The organism is Mesorhizobium sp. BR115XR7A (genome assembly GCF_020165315.1).
Taxonomy (GTDB): Bacteria; Pseudomonadota; Alphaproteobacteria; order Rhizobiales; family Rhizobiaceae; genus Mesorhizobium; species Mesorhizobium australicum.
The window spans coordinates 298,283-318,496 of record NZ_JAIUHW010000002.1 but is presented as its reverse complement, the minus strand read 5'-3'; the positions used below and the strand labels follow the sequence as shown (position 1 = coordinate 318,496).

23 protein-coding genes and 1 pseudogene are annotated in these 20,214 nt (G+C 59.6%); 12 read left to right on the top strand and 12 right to left on the bottom strand.

Going from position 1 to position 20,214, the window contains the following annotated elements; translation table 11 throughout:
• Positions 1 to 8 precede the first annotated feature (8 nt).
• A complete protein-coding gene (locus LB557_RS05615; RefSeq protein WP_224641780.1) occupies positions 9 to 308 on the bottom strand; it encodes a hypothetical protein in 300 nt (99 codons plus the stop codon).
• Here LB557_RS05615 and LB557_RS05610 point away from each other — a divergent pair.
• Entirely contained in the window at positions 307 to 1,956 is a 1,650-nt protein-coding gene (locus tag LB557_RS05610; protein ID WP_224641781.1) for a winged helix-turn-helix domain-containing tetratricopeptide repeat protein, read from the top strand. The two genes, LB557_RS05615 and LB557_RS05610, sit on opposite strands and share 2 nt — an antisense overlap.
• A 238-nt stretch (positions 1,957 to 2,194) precedes the next feature.
• Here LB557_RS05610 and LB557_RS31540 read toward each other — a convergent pair whose 3' ends face one another.
• Positions 2,195 to 2,329, bottom strand: a complete 135-nt coding sequence (locus LB557_RS31540; protein WP_263492600.1) for a hypothetical protein — start codon at positions 2,327 to 2,329, stop codon at positions 2,195 to 2,197.
• A gap of 59 nt (positions 2,330 to 2,388) precedes the next feature.
• Complete coding sequence (locus LB557_RS05605; protein WP_224641782.1) at positions 2,389 to 2,646, bottom strand: hypothetical protein; 258 nt, start codon at positions 2,644 to 2,646, stop codon at positions 2,389 to 2,391.
• A 122-nt stretch (positions 2,647 to 2,768) separates the two neighbouring features.
• Here LB557_RS05605 and LB557_RS05600 point away from each other — a divergent pair, with 122 nt between their 5' ends.
• From LB557_RS05600 to nadE, 3 genes are all read left to right on the top strand, one after another.
• Positions 2,769 to 4,268 (top strand): winged helix-turn-helix domain-containing tetratricopeptide repeat protein, encoded by a 1,500-nt coding sequence (locus tag LB557_RS05600; RefSeq protein ID WP_224641783.1) that lies wholly within the window; start codon positions 2,769 to 2,771, stop codon positions 4,266 to 4,268.
• Positions 4,269 to 4,296: 28 nt separating this feature from the next.
• Positions 4,297 to 4,749, top strand: coding sequence for a ferritin-like domain-containing protein (locus LB557_RS05595; protein WP_224641784.1), 453 nt, complete (start codon positions 4,297 to 4,299; stop codon positions 4,747 to 4,749).
• A gap of 217 nt (positions 4,750 to 4,966) precedes the next feature.
• Complete coding sequence (gene nadE, locus LB557_RS05590; protein WP_140661328.1) at positions 4,967 to 5,794, top strand: ammonia-dependent NAD(+) synthetase; 828 nt, start codon at positions 4,967 to 4,969, stop codon at positions 5,792 to 5,794.
• Positions 5,795 to 5,925: 131 nt separating this feature from the next.
• Here the strand turns inward: nadE and LB557_RS05585 are convergent, their stop codons facing one another.
• Positions 5,926 to 6,396, bottom strand: coding sequence for an OsmC family protein (locus LB557_RS05585; protein WP_140619136.1), 471 nt, complete (start codon positions 6,394 to 6,396; stop codon positions 5,926 to 5,928).
• A gap of 31 nt (positions 6,397 to 6,427) precedes the next feature.
• Positions 6,428 to 6,742 (bottom strand): DUF1272 domain-containing protein, encoded by a 315-nt coding sequence (locus tag LB557_RS05580; protein WP_140619134.1) that lies wholly within the window; start codon positions 6,740 to 6,742, stop codon positions 6,428 to 6,430.
• Positions 6,743 to 6,803: 61 nt separating this feature from the next.
• On the opposite strand from LB557_RS05580, the gene LB557_RS05575 reads away from it, so the two are divergent.
• The gene (locus tag LB557_RS05575; RefSeq protein ID WP_140661394.1) at positions 6,804 to 7,808 is read left to right on the top strand and encodes a GlxA family transcriptional regulator; all 1,005 of its coding nucleotides are present in this window, start codon (positions 6,804 to 6,806) and stop codon (positions 7,806 to 7,808) included.
• A 123-nt stretch (positions 7,809 to 7,931) separates the two neighbouring features.
• Here LB557_RS05575 and LB557_RS05570 read toward each other — a convergent pair whose 3' ends face one another.
• Positions 7,932 to 8,726 (bottom strand): DUF2066 domain-containing protein, encoded by a 795-nt coding sequence (locus LB557_RS05570; protein ID WP_224641788.1) that lies wholly within the window; start codon positions 8,724 to 8,726, stop codon positions 7,932 to 7,934.
• 51 nt (positions 8,727 to 8,777) lie between these two features.
• Between LB557_RS05570 and LB557_RS05565 the strand changes: the two genes are divergently transcribed.
• The 5 genes from LB557_RS05565 to LB557_RS05545 all read left to right on the top strand — a co-directional run bounded on the left by LB557_RS05565 (position 8,778) and on the right by LB557_RS05545 (position 13,092).
• Positions 8,778 to 9,419 carry a CGNR zinc finger domain-containing protein gene (locus LB557_RS05565; RefSeq protein WP_210242367.1) on the top strand — a complete coding sequence of 214 codons (642 nt, stop codon included), beginning with the start codon at positions 8,778 to 8,780 and terminating at the stop codon, positions 9,417 to 9,419.
• 185 nt (positions 9,420 to 9,604) lie between these two features.
• A complete protein-coding gene (locus tag LB557_RS05560; protein ID WP_140722267.1) occupies positions 9,605 to 10,702 on the top strand; it encodes an ABC transporter substrate-binding protein in 1,098 nt (365 codons plus the stop codon).
• 830 nt (positions 10,703 to 11,532) lie between these two features.
• Entirely contained in the window at positions 11,533 to 11,829 is a 297-nt protein-coding gene (locus tag LB557_RS05555) for a hypothetical protein (RefSeq protein ID WP_140619126.1), read from the top strand.
• Between the two features lie 560 nt (positions 11,830 to 12,389).
• On the top strand, positions 12,390 to 12,632 hold the full coding sequence (locus LB557_RS05550; RefSeq protein ID WP_210241311.1) for a hypothetical protein: 243 nt from the start codon (positions 12,390 to 12,392) through the stop codon (positions 12,630 to 12,632).
• 52 nt (positions 12,633 to 12,684) lie between these two features.
• On the top strand, positions 12,685 to 13,092 hold the full coding sequence (locus tag LB557_RS05545) for a low affinity iron permease family protein (protein ID WP_224641793.1): 408 nt from the start codon (positions 12,685 to 12,687) through the stop codon (positions 13,090 to 13,092).
• Positions 13,093 to 13,224: 132 nt separating this feature from the next.
• Here the strand turns inward: LB557_RS05545 and LB557_RS05540 are convergent, their stop codons facing one another.
• The 4 genes from LB557_RS05540 to LB557_RS05525 form a co-directional block, all read right to left on the bottom strand.
• A complete protein-coding gene (locus LB557_RS05540) occupies positions 13,225 to 13,608 on the bottom strand; it encodes a potassium channel family protein (protein ID WP_224641795.1) in 384 nt (127 codons plus the stop codon).
• Positions 13,609 to 14,119: 511 nt separating this feature from the next.
• Complete coding sequence (locus LB557_RS05535; protein ID WP_224641797.1) at positions 14,120 to 14,302, bottom strand: hypothetical protein; 183 nt, start codon at positions 14,300 to 14,302, stop codon at positions 14,120 to 14,122.
• 107 nt (positions 14,303 to 14,409) lie between these two features.
• Positions 14,410 to 14,616, bottom strand: coding sequence for a hypothetical protein (locus LB557_RS05530; protein WP_140619116.1), 207 nt, complete (start codon positions 14,614 to 14,616; stop codon positions 14,410 to 14,412).
• Between the two features lie 1,375 nt (positions 14,617 to 15,991).
• A complete protein-coding gene (locus tag LB557_RS05525; RefSeq protein ID WP_140661332.1) occupies positions 15,992 to 16,252 on the bottom strand; it encodes a hypothetical protein in 261 nt (86 codons plus the stop codon).
• 297 nt (positions 16,253 to 16,549) lie between these two features.
• Between LB557_RS05525 and LB557_RS05520 the strand changes: the two are divergent.
• Positions 16,550 to 16,671 (top strand): annotated as a pseudogene (locus tag LB557_RS05520) (DUF2269 family protein); the annotation flags it as partial.
• Between the two features lie 999 nt (positions 16,672 to 17,670).
• On the opposite strand, the gene LB557_RS05515 reads toward LB557_RS05520, so the two are convergent.
• Positions 17,671 to 17,838, bottom strand: a complete 168-nt coding sequence (locus LB557_RS05515) for a hypothetical protein (protein WP_224641799.1) — start codon at positions 17,836 to 17,838, stop codon at positions 17,671 to 17,673.
• A 1,204-nt stretch (positions 17,839 to 19,042) separates the two neighbouring features.
• Between LB557_RS05515 and LB557_RS31835 the strand changes: the two genes are divergently transcribed.
• Positions 19,043 to 19,192, top strand: coding sequence for a Fic family protein (locus LB557_RS31835; RefSeq protein WP_224713036.1), 150 nt, complete (start codon positions 19,043 to 19,045; stop codon positions 19,190 to 19,192).
• Positions 19,193 to 19,967: 775 nt separating this feature from the next.
• On the opposite strand, the gene LB557_RS05505 is transcribed toward LB557_RS31835, so the two are convergent.
• On the bottom strand, positions 19,968 to 20,132 hold the full coding sequence (locus LB557_RS05505) for a DUF6894 family protein (protein ID WP_181172997.1): 165 nt from the start codon (positions 20,130 to 20,132) through the stop codon (positions 19,968 to 19,970).
• Positions 20,133 to 20,214: the final 82 nt, after the last annotated feature.

Sequence of the window (20,214 nt, the reverse complement as noted above, 5' to 3'; positions counted from 1 at the left end):
CACCGCGCTCACCAGAATGGTGTATTGGTGAAGCCAGCGCGCGTGTCCTTAGGCGAGCATGCCGCGTCGAACCCTAGGAACTGACGCGAGATCCAAGCGGCTATTTTACGGATTAAGGCGGAACGAGCGATCCGCCGGCCGCCACTCCCCTTGGAGACCCCGATCGCGCCATGTTTCCGGTAGCCGGCCATGTAGCTGTCGAGAGCCATCTGGAATTCCGCTTCGCGCCGAGATTTCCGTGCGCCTGCTGCTGGATGCCTGGTCCGTGCTTCCATGTCGAAGACTGCGTGGTCGATGAGGGCGGACATGTCAGTACTCCTGTCGCTGCAACTGCCGCAAAGTGCGCCCCGCAGCCGTTCGATGTCCCCAAGCCCGGCCGAAATGTTCCGAAAAGCTCCAAAAAGATGTAGGTTCGCGCCCATGCGGGAGCGCTTTGCTTTCGGTCCATTCGTGCTCAGTCCGGAAGCAGGCATGCTTCTGCGGCAAGGAGTGCCTGTGCCGGTCGGCTACCGCGCACTGCTGCTACTGATAGAGCTGGTTAGACATGCCGGTGAGGTTCTGGCCAAGACCGATCTGATGGACATTGCCTGGCCTGGAATATCGGTTGAGGAGAGCAACTTATCCGTCCAGATCGCGTGTCTCAGGAAACTCCTAGGCCCGGGATCCGACGGAATTGAGTGGATCGCGACCATTCCACGGATCGGCTACCGCTTTGCCGGCGAGATAGAAAAATTGGACGACGCGACAGCAGCACGCAGCCCGTCGGAACCCGGTCCTTCGATAGCCGTGCTACCATTCGCCAACCTTAGCGACGACATCGAGCAGCAATATTTCGCCGATGGGCTGGCGGAAGACATAATCACCCGCATCTCACGGCTGCGCTGGCTCTTCGTATCCGCGCGAAATTCTTCGTTCAGCTACCGGGGGAAGGTCGTTGACGTGACGCAGGTCGGGCGCGAGCTCGGTGTGCGCTACGTCCTCGATGGAAGCGTGCGCCGCTCGGGCCAAAGGCTCAGGATAGGCGCCGAGCTCAGCGATACCCCCAGCGGCCGCCAAGTCTGGGCCGAGCGCTACGACGTTCAACTGGCCGATTTCTTCGAGCTCCAGGACCAGATCGTCGACAGCGTTATCGGTGCCATCGAGCCGAGACTTTATGCGGCTGAGCACCAGCGCTTCCAGGGCCGCTCGCCGGGCAATCTGGATGCCTGGGGGTTCGTCATGAAGGCGATGCCCTATGTCTGGACGTGGGGATCGGCGGCCGAGATCGATGCCGCCGAGGGACTGCTGAAGCAGGCCACGGATCTCGACCCCGACTATCCGCGCGCCAACTGTCTGCTGGCACTGATGCTAACCACCCGGGTGCTGCTCGGTCTGGACGCGCAGGCCACGCACCTGCCAGCCGCCCTCGAGATGGCGGAGCGGGCGATCCGGCGCGAGCCCGAAGACCCGTGGACACACTTCGCTGCCGGTTTTGCGTGCATGGTGGCGCGGCACTTCACCCAGGCAGTGGAAGCGCTGACGGAGGCGATCGCCCTCAACCCAAGCCTCGCGATCGCCCACATGATGTTAGGATCGACCTACGGCTACGGAGGCATGCCCGATGACGGCCTGCACCATCTAGCGCTGGCGGAGCGGCTGAGCCCGCGCGACTTCACCCAAGCAGCGAACCTTTCGATCAAGGGCATGTGCCAGTTCGTGGCTCGCAACTTCGCCGAATCCGCGCTGCTTGAAAGCCGAGCGGTAAAGCTTCGTCCTCACTTCGGAACGGCTTGGCGAACATTGGCCGCGGCGGCCGGTATGTCAGGCGATCACGCTTCCGCCGCTCGAGCTCTCACCGAAGCGAGACGGCTGCAGCCGTCGCTGTGCGTGGAATGGGTCGAGAAATATTACCCCATGGTACGGGCCCAAGACCGAGCACTATACATCACAGGGCTCCGCGTTGCAGGTCTCAGCTAAGGAGCCGACCGCGAGCCCGTTGGACCAATGTCCGGTTATGGCGCAATACACCGGCTGGTATTCATGACCGGAATTGGTCGCATTGCGGTCGAAGGTCGATGACTCGGTGAAAGGAGGCTTTCGCGGCCTCGCAGCCCGAAACCTGGGAGCCCGTTTCCCACCCCCAGCCCGAACTAGCAGCACAACAATACCGTCCCGCGAAGAGGTCATCCGCCGTACACGAATGACCCCTACGGCGTCAGATTTCAGTTCGTTCTGCTAAGAGCAAAGCGTCTTCGATATCGACGCCCAAATACCGCACTGTATTCTCGATCTTGGTATGCCCGAGCACGATCTGAATGGCGCGCAGGTTGGCCGTCGCCTTGTCGATCATAGCAGAGAATGCGTGCCATAATCCGATGCTCGAAATGGCAGTGAAATTATGGATGCAAATCACGCCTGCCAGAACGGCTTTTGGAGTTCCGCCTCGACGGCTGCCAGGGTGAGACCGACGTCGTCGATCCGCTGAGGCCCATCTTCCGCCAGTCGCTTCAGCTCCTCGCGATAGTACATGCGCTCGCGCCAGACCGCGACCAGCCCGCGCAGGGCGATGAGTCTCGCCCAGACCGATGCCGGTCCAGTCGTCCACGTCGGCTGTTCGCTCCAGAGAGACTGGTAGAATCTTGAGGTAAGAGAAAGCTGCGTGCTCATTTGGCTCGTCCTTTCTTGGTGCTGCTAGAATCGATGACGCTACTTTGGCGGATGAGCGGACCTGCGTACTAAAGCGCGGCCGAAACTGTTCCGAAAAATTCCGAAACGTCTAATATGGCGTGATGCAACGGGTTCACCTCGCCTTTGGTCCGTTCGTGCTCGACCCTGAGAAGGGGACGCTCCTGCGGCAAGAGCTACCGATCTCCATCGGGCATCGCGGCATCACGCTGCTCGCCACGCTTGCAGCGCGGTCCGGCGACATCCTGACCAAGGCCGAGCTGATGGAAGCTGCCTGGCCGGGTCTGGCGGTCGAGGAAAGCAATCTCACCGTCCAGATTGCGACGCTGAGGAAGGCGCTCGGCCCTACCGACCAAGGTGGCGACTGGATCGCCACCGTGCCTCGCGTCGGCTACCGTTTCACCGCGCCTGTCGAGCGCGTGGAAGGTTCAGTGCAGCGACGGATCGCGCCGTCCGGCAAACCCACCATTGCCGTGCTGCCCTTCGCCAATTTGAGCGGCGATCAGGACCAACACTATCTGAGCGACGGCATTACCGAAGATATCATCACCGAACTGGCGCGATACCGGTCGCTCGTGGTGATCGCGCGCAATTCATCTTTTCAGTTTCGTGGACCAGCGCCGGACTCTGCGGAAGTCCACCGGCAACTCGGCGCGCGCTACGTCGTCGAGGGCAGCGTACGACGGCTGGGGGACCGCATCCGGATCACGGCGCAACTGATCGACGGGCCCAGCGGCTTCCATTTGTGGGCTCAACGCTACGACAGGGCGCTTGAGGACATCTTTTCGGTTCAGGAGGAGGTAGCGGCCCTTGTGGCTGCAACCGTCCAAGGCGCTGCCGAGGCAGATGCGACTAACCGCTCGCGGCGAACGCCGCCGGTCGATTGGGCCGCCTACGACTACTACTTGCAGGGTCGCGCGCACTACCATCAGTATGAAATGGACAAGGGCGAATCCATGTTCGCCCGGAGCGCCGAACTCGATCCGGCTTTTGCTCAAGGTCATGCCTATCTGGCGCAGTGCCTGGTTGCGCGCTTCTGGTATGACCACGATCCTCGTACGCTGCAAAGTGCCTTGCAGTCTGCGCGCACGGCGCTCCTGCTCGACCGGAATGACGGCATCTGTAACCAGAGCATGGGTCTTGTGCTTGTACATATGCGCCAGCATGGGGATGCCGGACTGCATTTCCAGCAGGCCCGTACGCTCAATCCGCACGACGTCAACATTGCCGGAGACTATGCGAGCTGGCTCAACTACGGCGGCCAGCCTCAGCAGTCCTTGGCGGTCCTCGAAAGGGCCATACTGCTCGACCCGTTGCCCCCGGTCTGGTTCTGGGAGGTGAAGGGCAGCGCGCTCTTCCTGCTCGGCCGATATGCCGAGGCCATCGACGCTTATCGGAAGGCCGGCGACCAGTTCTTCATCCATGCCTTTCTTGCGGCGGCCTACGCACATCTGGGCGAGATGGAAAACGCCCATGTCGCAGTCGAGGCCACACTGAGCCGGCAACCGGACCTCTCGCTTGGCTACCTTGCCCACCTTCCCTTCGCAGACCCGTCATCATTTGAACTCTTCCTCTCCGGCTTCAGAAAGGCCGGCTTCTTATAGGATCCAGTCCGAGAACTCATCGCTGCATTTGGACATCTATTTCGCCGAGAAGAAGATCCTGGCAACCCTTCCCAAGATGGCAAAGGCAGCGCAAAGCCCTGACCTCAAGACAGCTTTCGAAAAGCACCGCGGCCAGACCCAGGAGCACGTCGCGCGCTTGGAGAAAATATTCGAAGCCCTAGGCAAGAAGCCCCAGGGCAAGACCTGTGCCGCCATTATGGGCATCACCGAGGAGGGCGCCGAAATCATGGACGACTACAAGGGCTCTCAGGCTCTCGATGCTGGTCTCCTTGCGGCGGCTCAGGCAGTAGAGCACTATGAAATCTCCCGCTATGGTACGTTGCGGACCTGGGCTAGCGAGCTCGGCATGGCCGAAGCGGTTAAGCTTCTCGAGCTTACCCTTGGCGAGGAAAAGGACACCGACGAAGCCCTTACGCAGCTCGCCGAGTCAGCCGTGAACGTCGCTGCCGAGGCAGCTTAGGAACTGCGACTACGGTGTCTGTCATTCGCCGAGAGAGACTCGCGGATACCGCACCATATGGGTCGGTATCCGCGGCGGAACGCTTGGGAAGATCAAGCGCGCCCTGGTCTGACGGCATGGCCAAAACGCTTTCCGGTTTTCCCACGCAGGCGCAGACCGGTCGCCGGAATCGGCACCAACGACGTTTCATTTTTGAACAGCGGGAGCAGAAAGGGATATGACACAACAAGAAGCGATCATCAGCGCCTTGCGCGTCGCTGCGAGTTTCGATGCCGCCGCGGAGGCACGCCGACGCATCGACTTTCTAAGCGGGTACCTGCGTGCAGCCGGCCTCTGCACGTACGTGCTAGGCATAAGCGGCGGTGTGGATTCGCTCGCGGCGGCACTTCTGGCTCAACAGGCCGTAAGCGAACTGCGGAGGGCAGGATACGACGCCAAATTCCTTGCTGTTAGGCTGCCGTATGGGACGCAGGCCGATGAGAAGGACGCTCAGCGAGCACTCGAGACCATCGGAGCTGACGAAGCGCACAGGCTCGACATCAAACCGGCGGCCGACGCGATGCTCGACTCGATCAGGTCGGCTGGCGTGGAGCTCGGCAATGCTCGTCGGGAAGATTTCTTGCTGGGCAACATAAAGGCCCGTCAGCGCATGATCGCCCAATTCACACTCGCCGCTGCCAGACGAGGGCTGGTCATTGGTACCGATCATGCGGCCGAGGCAATGATGGGCTTCTTCACCAAGTTTGGCGACGGCGCCGCCGACATCCTTCCCCTTGCCGGGCTAAACAAACGCCGGGTGCGCGCGCTGGCGGCGCATCTGGGCGCTCCGCCGCAACTCGTCAACAAGGTGCCGACCGCAGATTTGGAGAACCTCGTGCCGCTTCGTCCTGACGAAGATGCGTATGGAGTAACATATGATCAGATTGACGATTTCCTCGAAGGTAAGGAAATCGACGAAGCGGCGCGGAAGCGTATCCTTGATGCGTATTTAAGCACCACTCACAAGCGTTCGCTTCCGGTGGCACCCGATCTCCCGCTTCGCTAGCGGCGTTTGGTCCTTGCCACCGTCGGACCGGCACCATGGCGCTGGGCGGCGTTGGGCGGCCGAGCCGCCTGAACATCAATGCATTTGCAGTCGGAGGATGAGACCGCACGCTGCGGGTGCCGTTCTCTCGTTCACAATTTTCGGTAATCGGCCTCAACACGAATTGGGAAATTGACGGAACGCGCGATGTAGCAAATCTCATGAATTCGATGATGGATGGCTGCAGCCTCGTCGAGATCGATGCCGCTTTCGACCTCGATCCTGGGCCGCAATGTGGCGCCCACGAAACGCCCGGCTCCGTTTGGCTCGCTCTCGCCATGGCCCACGGGTTGATCAGTATAAGAGTGGACGACAATTCCCGCGTCACTCGCCAGATGCAGGTACCAAAGCATGTGGCAGGCCGAAACGGATGCGAGAAGGAGATCTTCGGGATTGGGTAGCGCCGGATTGCCCCCAAGCAGCGGGTCATTGGAGCACTTTATCACAGGCTTTCCGATCGTGGTTATATCCCATGTCCGGTCGTAGCCCCGATACGTTCTGGTGCCGGCGCCGCGATTGCCGGTCCATCCTATGCGGCAGGTGTAGTCGTGGAATTTAGCCATTGCTATATCTCTTCTGTGTTTGGATTTTCTCTTATCGGCCCTCCGGCGCCACGTCGTGCAGGCGCCTCGCGAGATCTGCAACCTGCTCTGCTGTCCACTTCGAGTGTGTTCGTCGGCTGCTCGCTGGATCGTGCTCAAGCCCGAGACAAGAGCCCGCGCGCCATTCACGCCTGGGCCGGATCGGCCTTGCTGAAAAATTTCCGCCGCAAGTCGGGCAAACGTCGTGCAGGACCGTCGAAACGCACTCTGCACAATAGGTGCACTCGTAGCTGCAGATTCGAGCCTCCGAACTGCCCGGGGGCAGATCGCGGTCGCACCATTCGCAATTGGGCCTGATCTCGAGCATGGACCATATCTCTTTCCTCGCCGTCTGGATCGCACAAGGTTCTCGTGGCATAAATGCCATTATGACCTCGCATTCTGCCAACGCGCACCGCGAACGACTGATCGCCTTTCTGGTATTCGATCGCACGAAGCTTCTCGATGTCACCGGCCCGCTGCAAGTTTTCAATGACGCCAAGCGAGCAAGCGGAGAACCCGCGTTTCGTACCATCCTTGTTTCGCAACGAGGCGGGCCGATCGAGACGGATGCGGGCGTTGCTCTCCACACCGTCAGTTTCGATCACTGCCGTGAGCTCTCGATCGACACACTCCTGATTTCAGGTGGGGCGACGGCCTTAGAAGCCGCAAAATCCCGTCCTCTTCGGGGTTGGTTGATCAGACAAGCAAAAGACGTGCGTCGGCTTGGCTCCATTTGTCTGGGAGCGTTCATTCTGGCCGAGTGCGGCCTGTTGGATGGCCGACGCGCCACGACCCATTGGGAGCGTTGCGCCGAACTTGCAGAGCGATTTCCCGCGATCGACGTCAGGCCAGATCCAATTTTCGTACGATGCGGGGCCGTCTGGACATCGGCAGGGGTAAGCGCCGGCATCGACATGGCGCTGGCGATGGTTGAGGAAGATCTCGGCCACACGACAGCCTTGGCAATCGCACGGGAGTTGGTCCTGTACCTCAAACGGCCCGGCGGACAATCGCAATTCAGCACTGCGCTTCGTCAACAAATCAGAGACCGCGTCGGCCGCTTCGACCGTCTGCATGCTTGGATCAGGCAAAATCCTGGCGCCGATCTGTCCGTCCCGGCACTGTCATCCTTCATGGCCATGAGCCCGCGGAACTTTGCCCGCGTCTACTCTAAGGAAAATGGACAGCCCCCAGGACGAGCCGTCGAGGCTCTACGCGTTGAGGCCGCACGAGACCTTCTGGAGACCAGCCGCCAATCTGTCCAGCAGATCGCACATGAGGTTGGATTCGGCGATCCTGAGACTTTGCGGCGGGCTTTCATGAGATCGCTCGGGGTTGCCCCAAGCGACTACAGGAGCCGCTTTGCGCAAGCTCCTCAGGATTGGGAGTGAACCTGACAAATGGCATAGCCACTCAGCCGGGATTCGCAGGCGAGGATGCTTCACAGCAGCAGCTGGCGGTGCGAGTTGGGCGAGTGGGCCATGCGACCTCCCGCAATGTCATGGCACCCCGCCCTAATTGGGCGGTCGCATGCGCTTGGCGGCACCTCCAATTGCGTTGCGGAAGGCAGCATCGAAATTTACGCCGGAAACCTCCCACTTTTTACCTTCTGTAACGAGTGGGAGGCGCCAAACCGCATGCCAGCCCGGCTCGTTGGTTTCCCAATCGAGGTGCCCGACCAAGATCGCGTCAGCTCCCAATCTGGATTTCAGTCTGGCCAGGCTCCCATCAGGTATTGCATCGACGTTATCCAGCGCGAGCGCCGATAGATCGGCCTCCTTCGGAAATATGATCGGTATCGCGAATCGCACCGAAGCATCTTCAAAGCTTTCGCGCAGGTCCGACCCGTGGACGCCATCGGCGGCGAGTACATAGCTACGCGCCATATCGGTAACCTCGATGACCAGCGCCAGCTTTGGGCGCGGCCCCAACCATGGTCTCTCACCCAGAAGCGCTATCGCATGGTCCATTCGCTTGCGGTCGAACTGGAACGTGAGATCGAAAGGCCGATCGCGTGTGCCCTGCTCGTCGTGAATTGGCCTGCCGAACATGCGGTCATGATAGGTGTAGGACCAAACCATGGCAGGCGCCCCGGTCGCCAGCGAAGCGAAGGCCGGATTGTGCACGATGTCGGGATTTCCGGTCAGCTTTTGCGCTGCCAGTGCGAAACCCTCAGGGATGGCAGGGACGCGCGTTTCCTCGCGATCTCCGGTGACGATCACGCTTGAGCGATAAAGGACATCGTCATTTGCGTGGGCAGTGACTGCAAACGCAAACCAGGACAAGAACGTCAACAGTGGCTTCTTCATTTGACCCGCCCTGCCCTCTTGAGTAACTGCTTATCAGGTTACATATTGACGATGATGGAATCAACAGAATTTGTCCGGACCTACCTCTCGCCGCGCGGCCCTATGCGAATGTTGGGTGGTGCGCCCGCCCTTGACCTTGCCAACACGTTGCACTGGCGCGACGGAGCAGAGATCGACTGCATACCGAGCTATCAGGATCTGTTGGTCTTTTGCATTCCGGCCCTGTTGTTGTCGGAAAATGAAGGGCGGGTCCTCGAGCGTCGTGCCGTGACTTACCCACGCGTCGCCCGCGATGTGCATCTCGAGGTGCTAACGCTACGCGCCGCCCTCAAATCGTGGCTCAATGTCTGTGCGAAAAACCTCGGCCATGACGCCGCCTCAAAACGCGTTGCCCTGCGCAGCTTTCATAAAGCGATAGCGCAAGCGGGCGGCTCGGCTGGCCTTGGCGGCATCTTGAACCTCCAATCCTCGTCGGCAAACGAAAGGCTATACCTGCCGCTGCGCCGCTCAGCAGCGGCCGCTGCTATGCTGGTGCTGTTCCCCGCAGGAAAGGACATCCGGCGATGTGAGGCTGACAATTGCGGCGGGTTTTTCATCGACGACAGCCGCTCCAAACCGAGGCGCTGGTGCTCGATGGACAGTTGCGGTAACCGCGCCAAGGCGGCCCGCTACCGCTTGGCACATCGGAAGTAGCGCAGAATGGAAAGGCCGGGCCGGCAGCCAGTCCGCTCAAGACCTGCCGCATCGGACATCGAATGGGACTGTGTCGGTGGTCGCGATGGTACAGATTGTTGGAGGTAGGTCCGACTGCCTCTATCGGTCGACGCATATCCGCTGTAGCTGGGTACCCGGCGAGCGGCGGAACCAGGAGATTTTGAATGGGATCGACTGGTCCGGGCTGCGAAGAAACGACCACAATCGGGGCACTCGTCCCTTTGACTCGCCCCGGCTGGGTTGAGGCAGGCAGACATTTGCTTGCGGGCCTTCAGCTTGCTGTTAGCGAAATCAATGGCGCTGGTGGCGTCGGCGGCAAAGCGCTTGAGCTGCTCGTCCGAGACACCGCAGCCGACCCACAGAAGGCCTTCGCGGCAGTGGATGAACTGGCTCGTTTGGGCGTGGTGGCGATAGCGGGAGAGTATCACAGTGTCGTTGCTCGCGCGGCGGCTATCAGGGCCGACGAGCTCGGCCTACCCTTTCTCTGCTCGTCGGCGGTACTCGACAGGCTAACGGAAAAACCAACGAAATGGGTCGCACGTCTTGCCCCGCCGCAGTCCCGCGGCTGGCAAATATATGCCGACTTTCTCTCGCGCGCCGGCCACGATCGGATCTCAGTTGCATCGCAGCAGAGTGTCTATTGGGCATCTGGCGTTCACATTCTTCGTGATCGCCTGCAAGCAAATGGCGCGACCTTATCGGACATCAGTATGAGCTCGCTGGACCCCTCAATGTTGTGCGACCAACTTATGGATCATGGCGCAACAGTCCTTCTTCTTCTGGTAGGCCAGCCAGATCCAGCTATCTCAATCGTGAAGTCAGTTCGCAATGACGGCCGCCTGTCCACGATCAAGATCGGCGCTCCAGCTGGGCAACCGGAATTCGCTGAATGGGCCACATTGCTAGGTAAAGATAGCGCTGCGATCCCCTTCCTGCGCTACCGACCCGGACACCTCAACCCGCTAGGATCACGCGTCGAAAGGGCGCTGCGGGAGACGTTGGGCGAGGCGCCCTCCTTCGTTGCTCTGGAAGGGTATGACACGATCCTCGTCCTTGCTCAGGCAATACGGACCTGCGGCACTGACCGGAACAGCATCGCAGAGTCATGGCCGCACATAGAGGTTGCGGGCACCCGTGGCCACATCCAGTTCTTTCGCACACCAGCTACGACCGTTTGGCAGTGGACTGGCGCGCCGATCCAAATCGCCGAAAGAACACCGGGCAACCTGGCGCAATTCAGGCGTGTTGACGATCCAAGGTGAGGCGGAGTTGGCTGGCGGAGGCTCGCGGCGGCAGCAGCGCTGTCACCATTGGCCATCCAATGCGCCTTGGAGCATTCTCCAGGCTATGGCCAACGGGCTCCGAGAAATCTGAACCTGATGAATTGTTCCATGCAGCCGCTGCCGCAGGGAGCCCGCGTCGACCTCGTGCCGGCGCGGCGCGCTGCTCTCTCCCTTGGCAAGTGATGCTTTGGCATCAGCCCTGAAAATAGTTTTGGTGTTCCCAAACGAAAGGAACATCAGCGCCTAATTGAAGTTCGGGAGTCGATTCGGATCCGACTATTGGATCCTGGAAGGATATCCAATGACCAACGATCTCTCACGCAATCAGGAACGGCGAGGTACAGCTCGGATCGTGAGCTGGGCGGTCTTCGTGATCGCCCTCGTTTTTCTAGGCCTTCTCGCCTTTTTTATATTTGCGCCCTTGTCAAACGCTTCGCGGCAAGCGACACCCCTTAAGGTTGCCCCCGAGCAAAACCAAGGCGGCAACGCACCCGCGCCCACTTCGCCTGCCGCAGGCTGATAAGAAGCGCTCGTCTCGCCGCCAGACCCGGCAAGCTGAAGCTGCAAACCGCGATTACCTCCATACCTCTTCCAGTCCCAGCATCCGCTTCGGTGGCGTGATCTTTCTCGCGCCTCAGCGCGGGTGACCTAACCGACCAAACGGTGCGTATGAATGAACGCCTGTCAGCTAGGGAGGAATGGCCCTCACCAATATTGGAACAATGCGGCACCCGGGCGTCAGGCAGGAACAAAGACACCTCTGCCTCGTTGCCTTCGTGAAGGGATTTCAGGCATACAGGAATAGCAAAATGAAGGTTTTGATCTTAAGCGCTTTGGCTCTTTCGCTTGCGGCTCCGGTGGTCGCTTCTGCTGCCGAGGCTGACGTGGTGGTTTCAACACATCACCGGCATCACCATGGCACCACCATCATATACAACGACGAAGGTGACCGTCTTCACCACCGGCATCGCGGCCAGGACGCGTTCTATGACAACGGCCATCGCTCGTGGCGCCATCGGCATCATCGCCGTGACACCGTCGTCATCACCCGCTCGGTGCACCGTCACCACCACAATCGGCCGGTCGTTATCCAGCAGGACGACTGATCGCTCTCCGGTCCGGCTCCATGCGTCCAACACGGGAACTGGATTGACCATCTAGAAATGAGATGCGCGTGCCCTTCAGCAGGCGTGTCATCGCTTGTCGAAGAGCATCTGGGAAGAGGTCCTTGAGGACCTCTTGTCCGCTGATCGAGCAAGCGTGCCCGACCAAGCAGCGCGTTGCGACCCCAACAGAGCCGAATGGTCGATTAGAGATGCCTATCGCATAGCCAATGCCTGCCAGACGAGTGTACTTAGTACACGACCGAGCTAGGTACTCGGCGGCGGCACATCCCTGGCCCGATGTGGTTAAGGTCGAGCGTACTGGCAGACCTCGCCCGCCGCCGAAGGTGTCGGGCTTTTTTTGTGCCGGAGAGCTGTTCGAACAACTTTCAAACGCATCCCGCCGCCGCTGGTCGATCTTGAGGGAACTCGGTATAACGTCGCGCGGGCGAGCGGATTTCACGCTCACCGCCGGCCTCGTCCGATTAGCGATTGCCGATCCCTGAATGGAACCGTTTCCTGCCGCTGCGCATTGATGATCAAGTTAAACGGAGGGTAGCGCAGTGTCCATCATCGACAGCATCACCGGCATTTTCTCCTCCAGCGAGAAGGCAGCTAAGAAGGCTCCTGCTAAGAAGGCCGACCCTAAGAACGCAACTGCAAAGAAGCGATCAAGTGCGAAGGCGAGCGCGGTCAAGAAGACCGGAGCCGCCCCCGCAATGGCAGCCCACTCAAAGAATTCCGCTTCAAAAAGCCAATCTGGTCAGCCCAAATCGGCGGCGAGTAAAAAAGCGACTGCGCAATGACGCAAAGTCTTCCGCCTCGGCGGCTTTCATTGTGATTCGGCCGTGACGCTGAATGGAAAGGTCGTTCGGAAATATTGCCAACGCCGTTGCTCGAGGAGTGGGTCGGCCTATCACATTCATCCTTTGCATTGCGTTGATAGCGGTCTGGGGTTTCTACGGACCTGTGCTCGCCTTTTCAGAAACTTGGCAGCTAATCATCAACACCTCTACGACGATCATTACCTTCCTGATGGTTTTCCTCATCCAGAATACGCAGAACCGAGATGGGGCGGCGGTACAGGCTAAGCTTGACGAGCTGGTGCGGGTGAGTACAGGCGAGAACAGCTTCATCGGGATAGATCTTCTAACCGCGACCGAGGTTGAAGAGATCAGGTCGACCTGTGAGGCCGCAGTGGCCCGCGCCCGCTCAACCGGGCAGACACGCAAAGGCGGCGAAGGCGCAAGGAAAGAACATCGCTGACCGTAAGTATGAGAAACGGCATTAAACCGCTCCTCGCCAATGGCACGAAGCAACATGCCCGCGATCGCTGCCGTAGCTTCCTTAGTCATTTCAGTAGACCTCATATCGAGACGGGCCTGGGATCTCGCGGCGCTACCTCCTCTTCCAAAAATTCTCCATGGAGAGGTAGGTGAACGAGGCCGTCCAGCTCAACAGCACCAGGCCAGTGAGCGCCTCCGATGAGGCAATCAGTCGGATCGGACCCTCGGCCCTGATATCGCCAACTCCCAGCGTCGTGTAATTGGTGACGGAGAAATACAGGAAGTCGACCCATCCATTGGAGATTTCTCCGACGATTTCGCCGAACACCCGATAGCTATGGAGGCCCCAGAAGACGAACCCGTAGAACGTAATCTCGACGGTATGTGCCGCAAGCGCTCCGAAGATTACGATCAGATCGCACCTCGTAGTCTTCTTCGACCGAGACGCGGTTCCGATCCGAGAGTCTCTCTTTCGCTTGTCGTCTGCCATCTTCATTCCTCCACTCCTGAGGGGCAACGTGGTTCGCCTGGCTTTGTTGCACAGGCATGGCCGCTTCGTCTCGGCGGGCGAGTCCGGCGCGGGGGCTGAGATGCTGAGGGGGCTGGCCTACTAGCCGTCAATGCTCGCCGTGAGCCCCTTGGCCGCAATGGCATACTTTCCCCCTAGAAAGGCTCGGGTTGTCGGTGGCGTCGACGGCGACTTCGAACGGCAGAACTTTGGTGAGCCGGTAAAAAAGGAAACAGCCCTCCCCAGGGCCATGAAGTCCCATGACCGTAGCCTAATTTGAGAGGAAGTATTCCGATAACGCACGGCAAATCGTGCCCACGCTGGCGATCGCGACCTGTCAGCCCAACGACAGCTGGCGACCATTACGACCGCATGCCGCATCCTGCGCCGGCCGATTGCATGCGCAGGCTAGGACGCAGCAGTCTGGCGACCCGGTGAAGCCGTTGCCTCCGAAATCCCCCTTCCAAAAGAAGTGCGGGAAAAGTTCGCTGATTTGTAGCTAGGCGCATTTCTTTAATTCGACAACCTCGACGCCGAGGCGCAACGCCTGCCCGTCCGCGTATGAGGGCGCGTACTCTTCAGATTCGAAAGTAAACGTGATGACGCTCCCATAGGCGGTCACACGCACGGTCCATTTCTTCTCGCGGATGATTTCAACGGCATGCTGCTCATGCGGAGCCATGCTCTCCTCCCAGACGTTGAGGCAGCATCTATAGCGTCGTGAAATTCATTTGAATGCAAATAATCCGACATGTGACGTGTCGAAATTCCGGAGCCGCGCCGGACCGATTAGGCTGTTATGATCTTGAGCTGTTCGAGATGCTCCATGGCCAGCTTGTGCAGCGTTTCGGCCGTCTCTTCCTGGGTCCATCCTTGGGCGATGGAGGTGGCGACAAGGGCGGCGAATGCGGTTTCCAGAGCGACCTCGCAATTGACAGGTCGGTCCGGGCTGGTCTCGGGAAGAATGGGTGGAGCAACTTCAGGGGTTTTTGTCATGCACAGCAATCCGCGCGGCTGGAAAAGGTTCCAACCGCCGGCAGAGGAGTTTGGCCCAGCCGTAGGCTGCCTAACTTGTCAAGGTGCGCGGCCGTTCTTAACGTCGCGGTAACGATAACACGGGAGCAAGCAGACCGTGAATGAACGGACAGGATCGGCGGTGGTTATGTCTGGCTCAACAGGGGACCATCTCTTGCTCGTGACCGCCTTCGCCTTGCTGATCTCCTTCTCGGCCAGCCATGCCTCGCTTTCGTGGGCAGCGCCTATTACCGCTCAATCCATATCCGACCTGAACCGGTCCAGCCACGGGTGGAAACTAAGTCCAACAAGACCCACTCCTACACCGACGACCGGATATGAGGGTCCCCGGCGTCGGCGAGCGCCCGAGCGGATCGCTGCTCCTGCGGATTTGCAACTATAAATAGCTTGCCGCGTTGATGCTCGCACGACGAGCGAAGGGACGCCTCATGTGGTTCTTTACGGCCATACTGCTGGGGTTCGTCGTGGCCATCTCGCTCGGGTGGGCTGTCGGCAGTATTGGTCGGTGAGCCACCGGGCTACTCCCTCTAAAACGGACAAAGTGTCGACCCGGATTAGGAGAGAGGCACCGCCGCAAGCGGTTTGGCTGCCAGAGATCGGTTGCACGCGGGCAAAAACCTGTTACGCCCTTGGTTCGTTTGATGGTTGCGGATGTTGCTGGTTGAGCAGCGTGGAAAGGGCTGTGATGACCTGAGGCAAAGCAAACGGCTTCGTGCATGATGCTTTCTGGGACGCCCTCCGCGCCCCAGTGCGAGGCACTGTCCCCGCTTAGATATACCATCGTCGCATTGGATTGCCGCACATGCCGGGCAACTTCCCAACCCGATCGTCCATCACCCAGCCGTATGTACGAGATCAGAGCGCTGTACGAACCCGGGTCCGCATCAAAGGTCGACAGGGCTTCGCAGCGCTACTCACAAAACCTGGAAGCCAGCTTCTTCGAGAGCGTCCTGTAGGTCGAGCAGTATCATTGGCTCGTTTCAAAACGATCAGAACCGACCCATTTGCCATGATTCGCCCCGGATGGCACAACGCGCGGAAACTATTAGTTCCGTGTGATGAACGGCTGCCCGCGAGCGCAGATTTATCTGCAGTGGGAACTTCGACTGATCGCTTCTGCAGCAGTGATGCAGTCCTGTCGAGCGCACTCCCTTCAGCGGCCGCGACGGTCGGTTTGCTTGCCACCGTCCGCACCTGCGGCTGGTGTTCATGGCCCGTGAAGTCGCAGGTTGTAAGCGACGATGGCCCTTAGGGCTAGTCGTTCGGCGGATCGCCGAGCTCTCCCAAATACCAATTCGCAGTCTGCCGAATCAACTTGCCGACATGTCGGCACTGTTCACATCCCCAAGGTTTGATCGGGCTCCAGATGAAGGAAAGCTGCGAGCGAGCGACGAGCAGCGTCGTGGGCAGGGTGTTTAGTGGCTTGGGCGAACTGCACCAATGCGTGCTCCACTCCGCTCACCGCCGTTTCCGTTAGCTGCATGTGATAAAGGACCTGGTGGGTGAGCATTGCGAGCTTGGCGTCGCGGTACAACGGGCTGTGTTTGACCCGTCCGGTATCGAAGTCTCCGATCCGCATGATGGTTCCTCCAAGCATTGTAATGACTCCAAAGCAAATCTCTGGCGTCGGCATTGGTTCCGATGGCCTCGAATCGCTTTCTGCAAGGAATTGGCGCCCGCCGACGGCTTTTGGTCGTGGCTGAACTCGGCGCCGATGGCGGTAGGTCATGCACCTCACGCGGCGATATTCGCGCAGCCGAGAGACCGCGCACAGCGCGGCTGGACGTTGGCAGGTACACAATGTCCGAAACCCTGTGGCCACTCAGCCGGTATGGACGGCGAATGTTCAGAAGCCCTGCTCTTGGGGCTGACAGCGGCGCAGACGGCGTGCCAGGCCGCGGCGGCCGGCCAGCCTCCACCCGAACGTTGCGATCATTGTTCCGGCTGTGGTTCATTTTCGGCTTCCCAGCATTCGGAGCGGTGACCACCATCAACAGGCTGAAGATCACGCGACCCGCTTCCAATGGATCTGATATTCCGGCCGGTTTAGTTGGGAAGTCGCGCTTTAGATGCCGTTTGCAGCAGGTTGTGCGGCAGAGAGAGTTAGGCACTCGGTGGCGGGCTCAATCGAAGGCTGTTCGAACACAACTTACCGGCGCCCTCTGGCCGACAACTCGCAGGCGCTCACCCGATTTTGCGTGCCCTCGATACGTTCCCTCCAGACGCAGAAAGCCCGCCGGCCCGAGCCAGCGGGCAGTCACACGGAGCCGCGGCACCCGGCCCGATTTGGTCTTCTGGGCATCGGTTCAATGTCCACACCGCCTGCGCTCATCTGCCGCGATCGTCCCCACACAGCCTCGCCCGATCGGTTTGCCCGTACCTGATCGTGTGACCATGGCCATGTCTCCTATCGGCGCGCGGCGGACCGGCGGGCTGCGATGGCCGGCGCGGTAAAGGCAGTGAGTTCGGTGCCTTGGCATCCACCTAGCGTTTCTTCGTCGGCTCGACATTTGCATGCAGGACGGAATGCTATCCCAGCCGATCGGCCCTCAGACGAGGCCATCTTCGCTTCGCGAGCTTTGCGCTCGGCATCGGTGACGACGCGAGTTTCCCGGTCGGTCTGTTCCTGCCTTAGCCTGTCGACCTTGCGACGACTATTGGCCCCTTCAATAGACGACGCCGCGCCCACCAGCCGCCCACCCAGCCATGGTCGTTTAGGTTTCAAACGAAGGCGCCAGACGCGATCGCAGTGGGCCCGCCTCACTGGCAAGGGAAGCGGGCCCGGCCAGGTATTGGGGACCTGACCAGCAGCACGGGTGCTGCCGCCTGTCGAACCAGCCGACGAATATCAGGTTCCCCTACGTTGCATAAAAAGCGCCGGCCTGAGCCAGCGCGCAGATCACAAGGAGGCACCGCAACAGGATAAGCGGTCCGGCTCCGGAACCTCTGGCCGGACACATGTTCCGGCAACCAGCTCGGCGGCCGAAGTGCAGTCGAATGTGCCGCGGCGAAGCATCAGGCGAAAAGCCCGCTGGCAGCGTCATGCTTCCAGGCCAGCTCGGTCGATAAGGTGATAAACGCATCACCAGTTCCAGGCATTGCTTCGCTGAACTGAATGCGGCCACCGGTCGGGATCAATGCCTGGAGAATGTCGCGGCGGTCTTTCACCAGCACGTCGCGCAAGTCGTCCCGTCGAGGTGCAGGAGGTCGAACACCACCAGATAGAGGTCGCGCCGATGTGAGACTGGTAACGGCTGATTGCAGTGCAGGTCAGGCAGGCCAGCTTCATGGATAGTGATCGCCTCGCCGTCGATAATAAAGTCTTTCGCCTCGATCGCCGCTGCTTCGCCGGCAAGCTGGATGTATCAGCCCCCTCCAATCGTAACCATTTTGGTGACTAACCGAAGCGCGTTGTGATCCAATGACCCACCCATCGAATTTTATCTCATGGATCCACTCATCGCCTTGCGGCGGGGGTGCCGACCAGTTCGGGCGCGATCGGCCTGGTGAACTTCAAACGCATCAACTCACCGACGAACTGTCCGTTCCAATAAGCTTTAGCTAAAACAGCTCCGGAACATTTAGCCTGACCGGATGTTGCAGCCCGCATGACAAAGCTATCCGACCTTGGCCCTCCGATTCCCCGCAAACTGCGTGGAGGGCAGCATATTGAAGAGCATCTTCACTTCTACAACTGCCCGTACTGCGGTCAGCGGGTCGACCAACGCGATTTGCGCCAAATCTACTGGCACGAGCGGCCTGGTCATGAGCCGCTGGAGCCCGAGCCTGAGGCGAAGGTGATCGAATTTCCAAAGCGGAAATAAGAAATCCCAGCGAGCGCATGGCCGGCGACAAAGGATGGGCAGTTCAGCAGACGACGAACACGCCGCAATTCCGCCTACCCGCCATTGAGCTTTACTCTGGAAGACCAGCTGCATTATGCACGATGGCATCGAGCACGGTTTCATAAAATGCTGCCGGTCTCTTGCTCGATGTCGGTGCTACCGATCCCGATCGCCTTCGCATCGGGAAAAGCTTCTGAATAGCCTCTGCCACCGAGATCCCGTCTAACCTGGCCAGACCTGACAGACCTGCTCAGCCGCTTGTCCAAAAAGTTTACGGCCGCGAGTGGTCTCCGCCGCCCTCATGCGACGAACGTAAGCGAAGGTTCGCCTCCCGCCCCTTGTTTCGCAGACACGCGTTTTCTTCTTGGTGTCTCAATGTGACCGGCTGGCCGACGTGTGCTTCTGCCGCTTTGAACGGCGCCTGGGCCATGAGCACCTGCGAAGACACAACCGACTCGCCGGCCATTATCTCAACTCGATACTCCGCCACTTCGCGCCCTCGCGACTGTTACACAACCGCCATTAACTTAGTTTGAGCTAAAATAGTTCCGGAACTTGCCGTACTGGGGCACTGGCATGTAGGTTATGTGCACCCTTACCTGGACGGCAACGCCCGTATGGCGCGGTTCCTCATGAATAAGCGGCAGCATGAATGTGAAGCCGTTTGCGGCGTTTCTGGCCGAGCAGGTTAACGAACAGGCCCGCTTCAAGAGGTCAGGCACTCGCGGCCGATGAAGGTGATCTGCCGCGTCCCGTGAACGATCTTGGCCTGCACAGCGAATTCAGGTGAACCTCGTGACGGCCTCCACCCAGAAGCCCCTTCCGAGCCGGGTTAGCGTTGCAGTGCGGACAGGAAAGTCAGGTCCTTAGCGACCAGACGATTGGACGAAACAATACGTTGCTCGCGGGATGAATTGGTCCAGCAAGTCGGATTTCAGGGAAAATGTTCCGGCCTCCTAGTGCGTTCGAATGCTTCACGAGTGCCTAAGGGAGCGCATAACCTCTTGGCCGGCGAGAGGACGCGGCCCCCCGCTAATCTCTCTGGCTGGGCTCGGCGTCTTTCAGGCAACTCTCCTTCAGGGCGCCGAGCCGACAAAACTCTGCTTGCCAAGGCCGCAGCCAATTGGGATCGATCGCCCTCGGGACATTTTAGCTTGAATGTTCGATCGGCAGTCGAAGCATCCGCAAGGTCGGCCACCACCGAACCAAACACGGGTCCAGCTGATTGGCCGGAGAAGTTCTACCGACGCACAGCGTCGCAAGCCCGCAGACAGACGAGACGCCTGCAGGCAATTTTGCACGACACCATCTTTCGGCGTCGGGGCCACAAGACAGGATGACGGTCGAACGATCAAATGCAGGTTCATGGATCAGGCGTGGGGGAGGATCGCGACGAAAACGAGTCCCGCTCCTCCTCAACCTTGAAAACGATGCTTGCTCGAAGGGCCAGATCGCCGCCCTCATCTCTTACGAGAATTTGTGGTGATCACCGTCTGGAAGCGCGTCTTTGGTCATCTCCGCCAAAGCTTTGATCGCTTCATATTTGACTGCGGCAAGGTCTTGGCCTTCTGTTCCCTCATCGTCAGGGAATATCGTTCCGTTGTCGTCGAAGTCGAAATAATAGAGCGCCATCGCCGAAAGGCTCGCCGTTTGTTCCTCGCTTTCCCTGATGACCCATTACAGGGGGCAGCGTCAAATGCGCAAAGTCACGCCA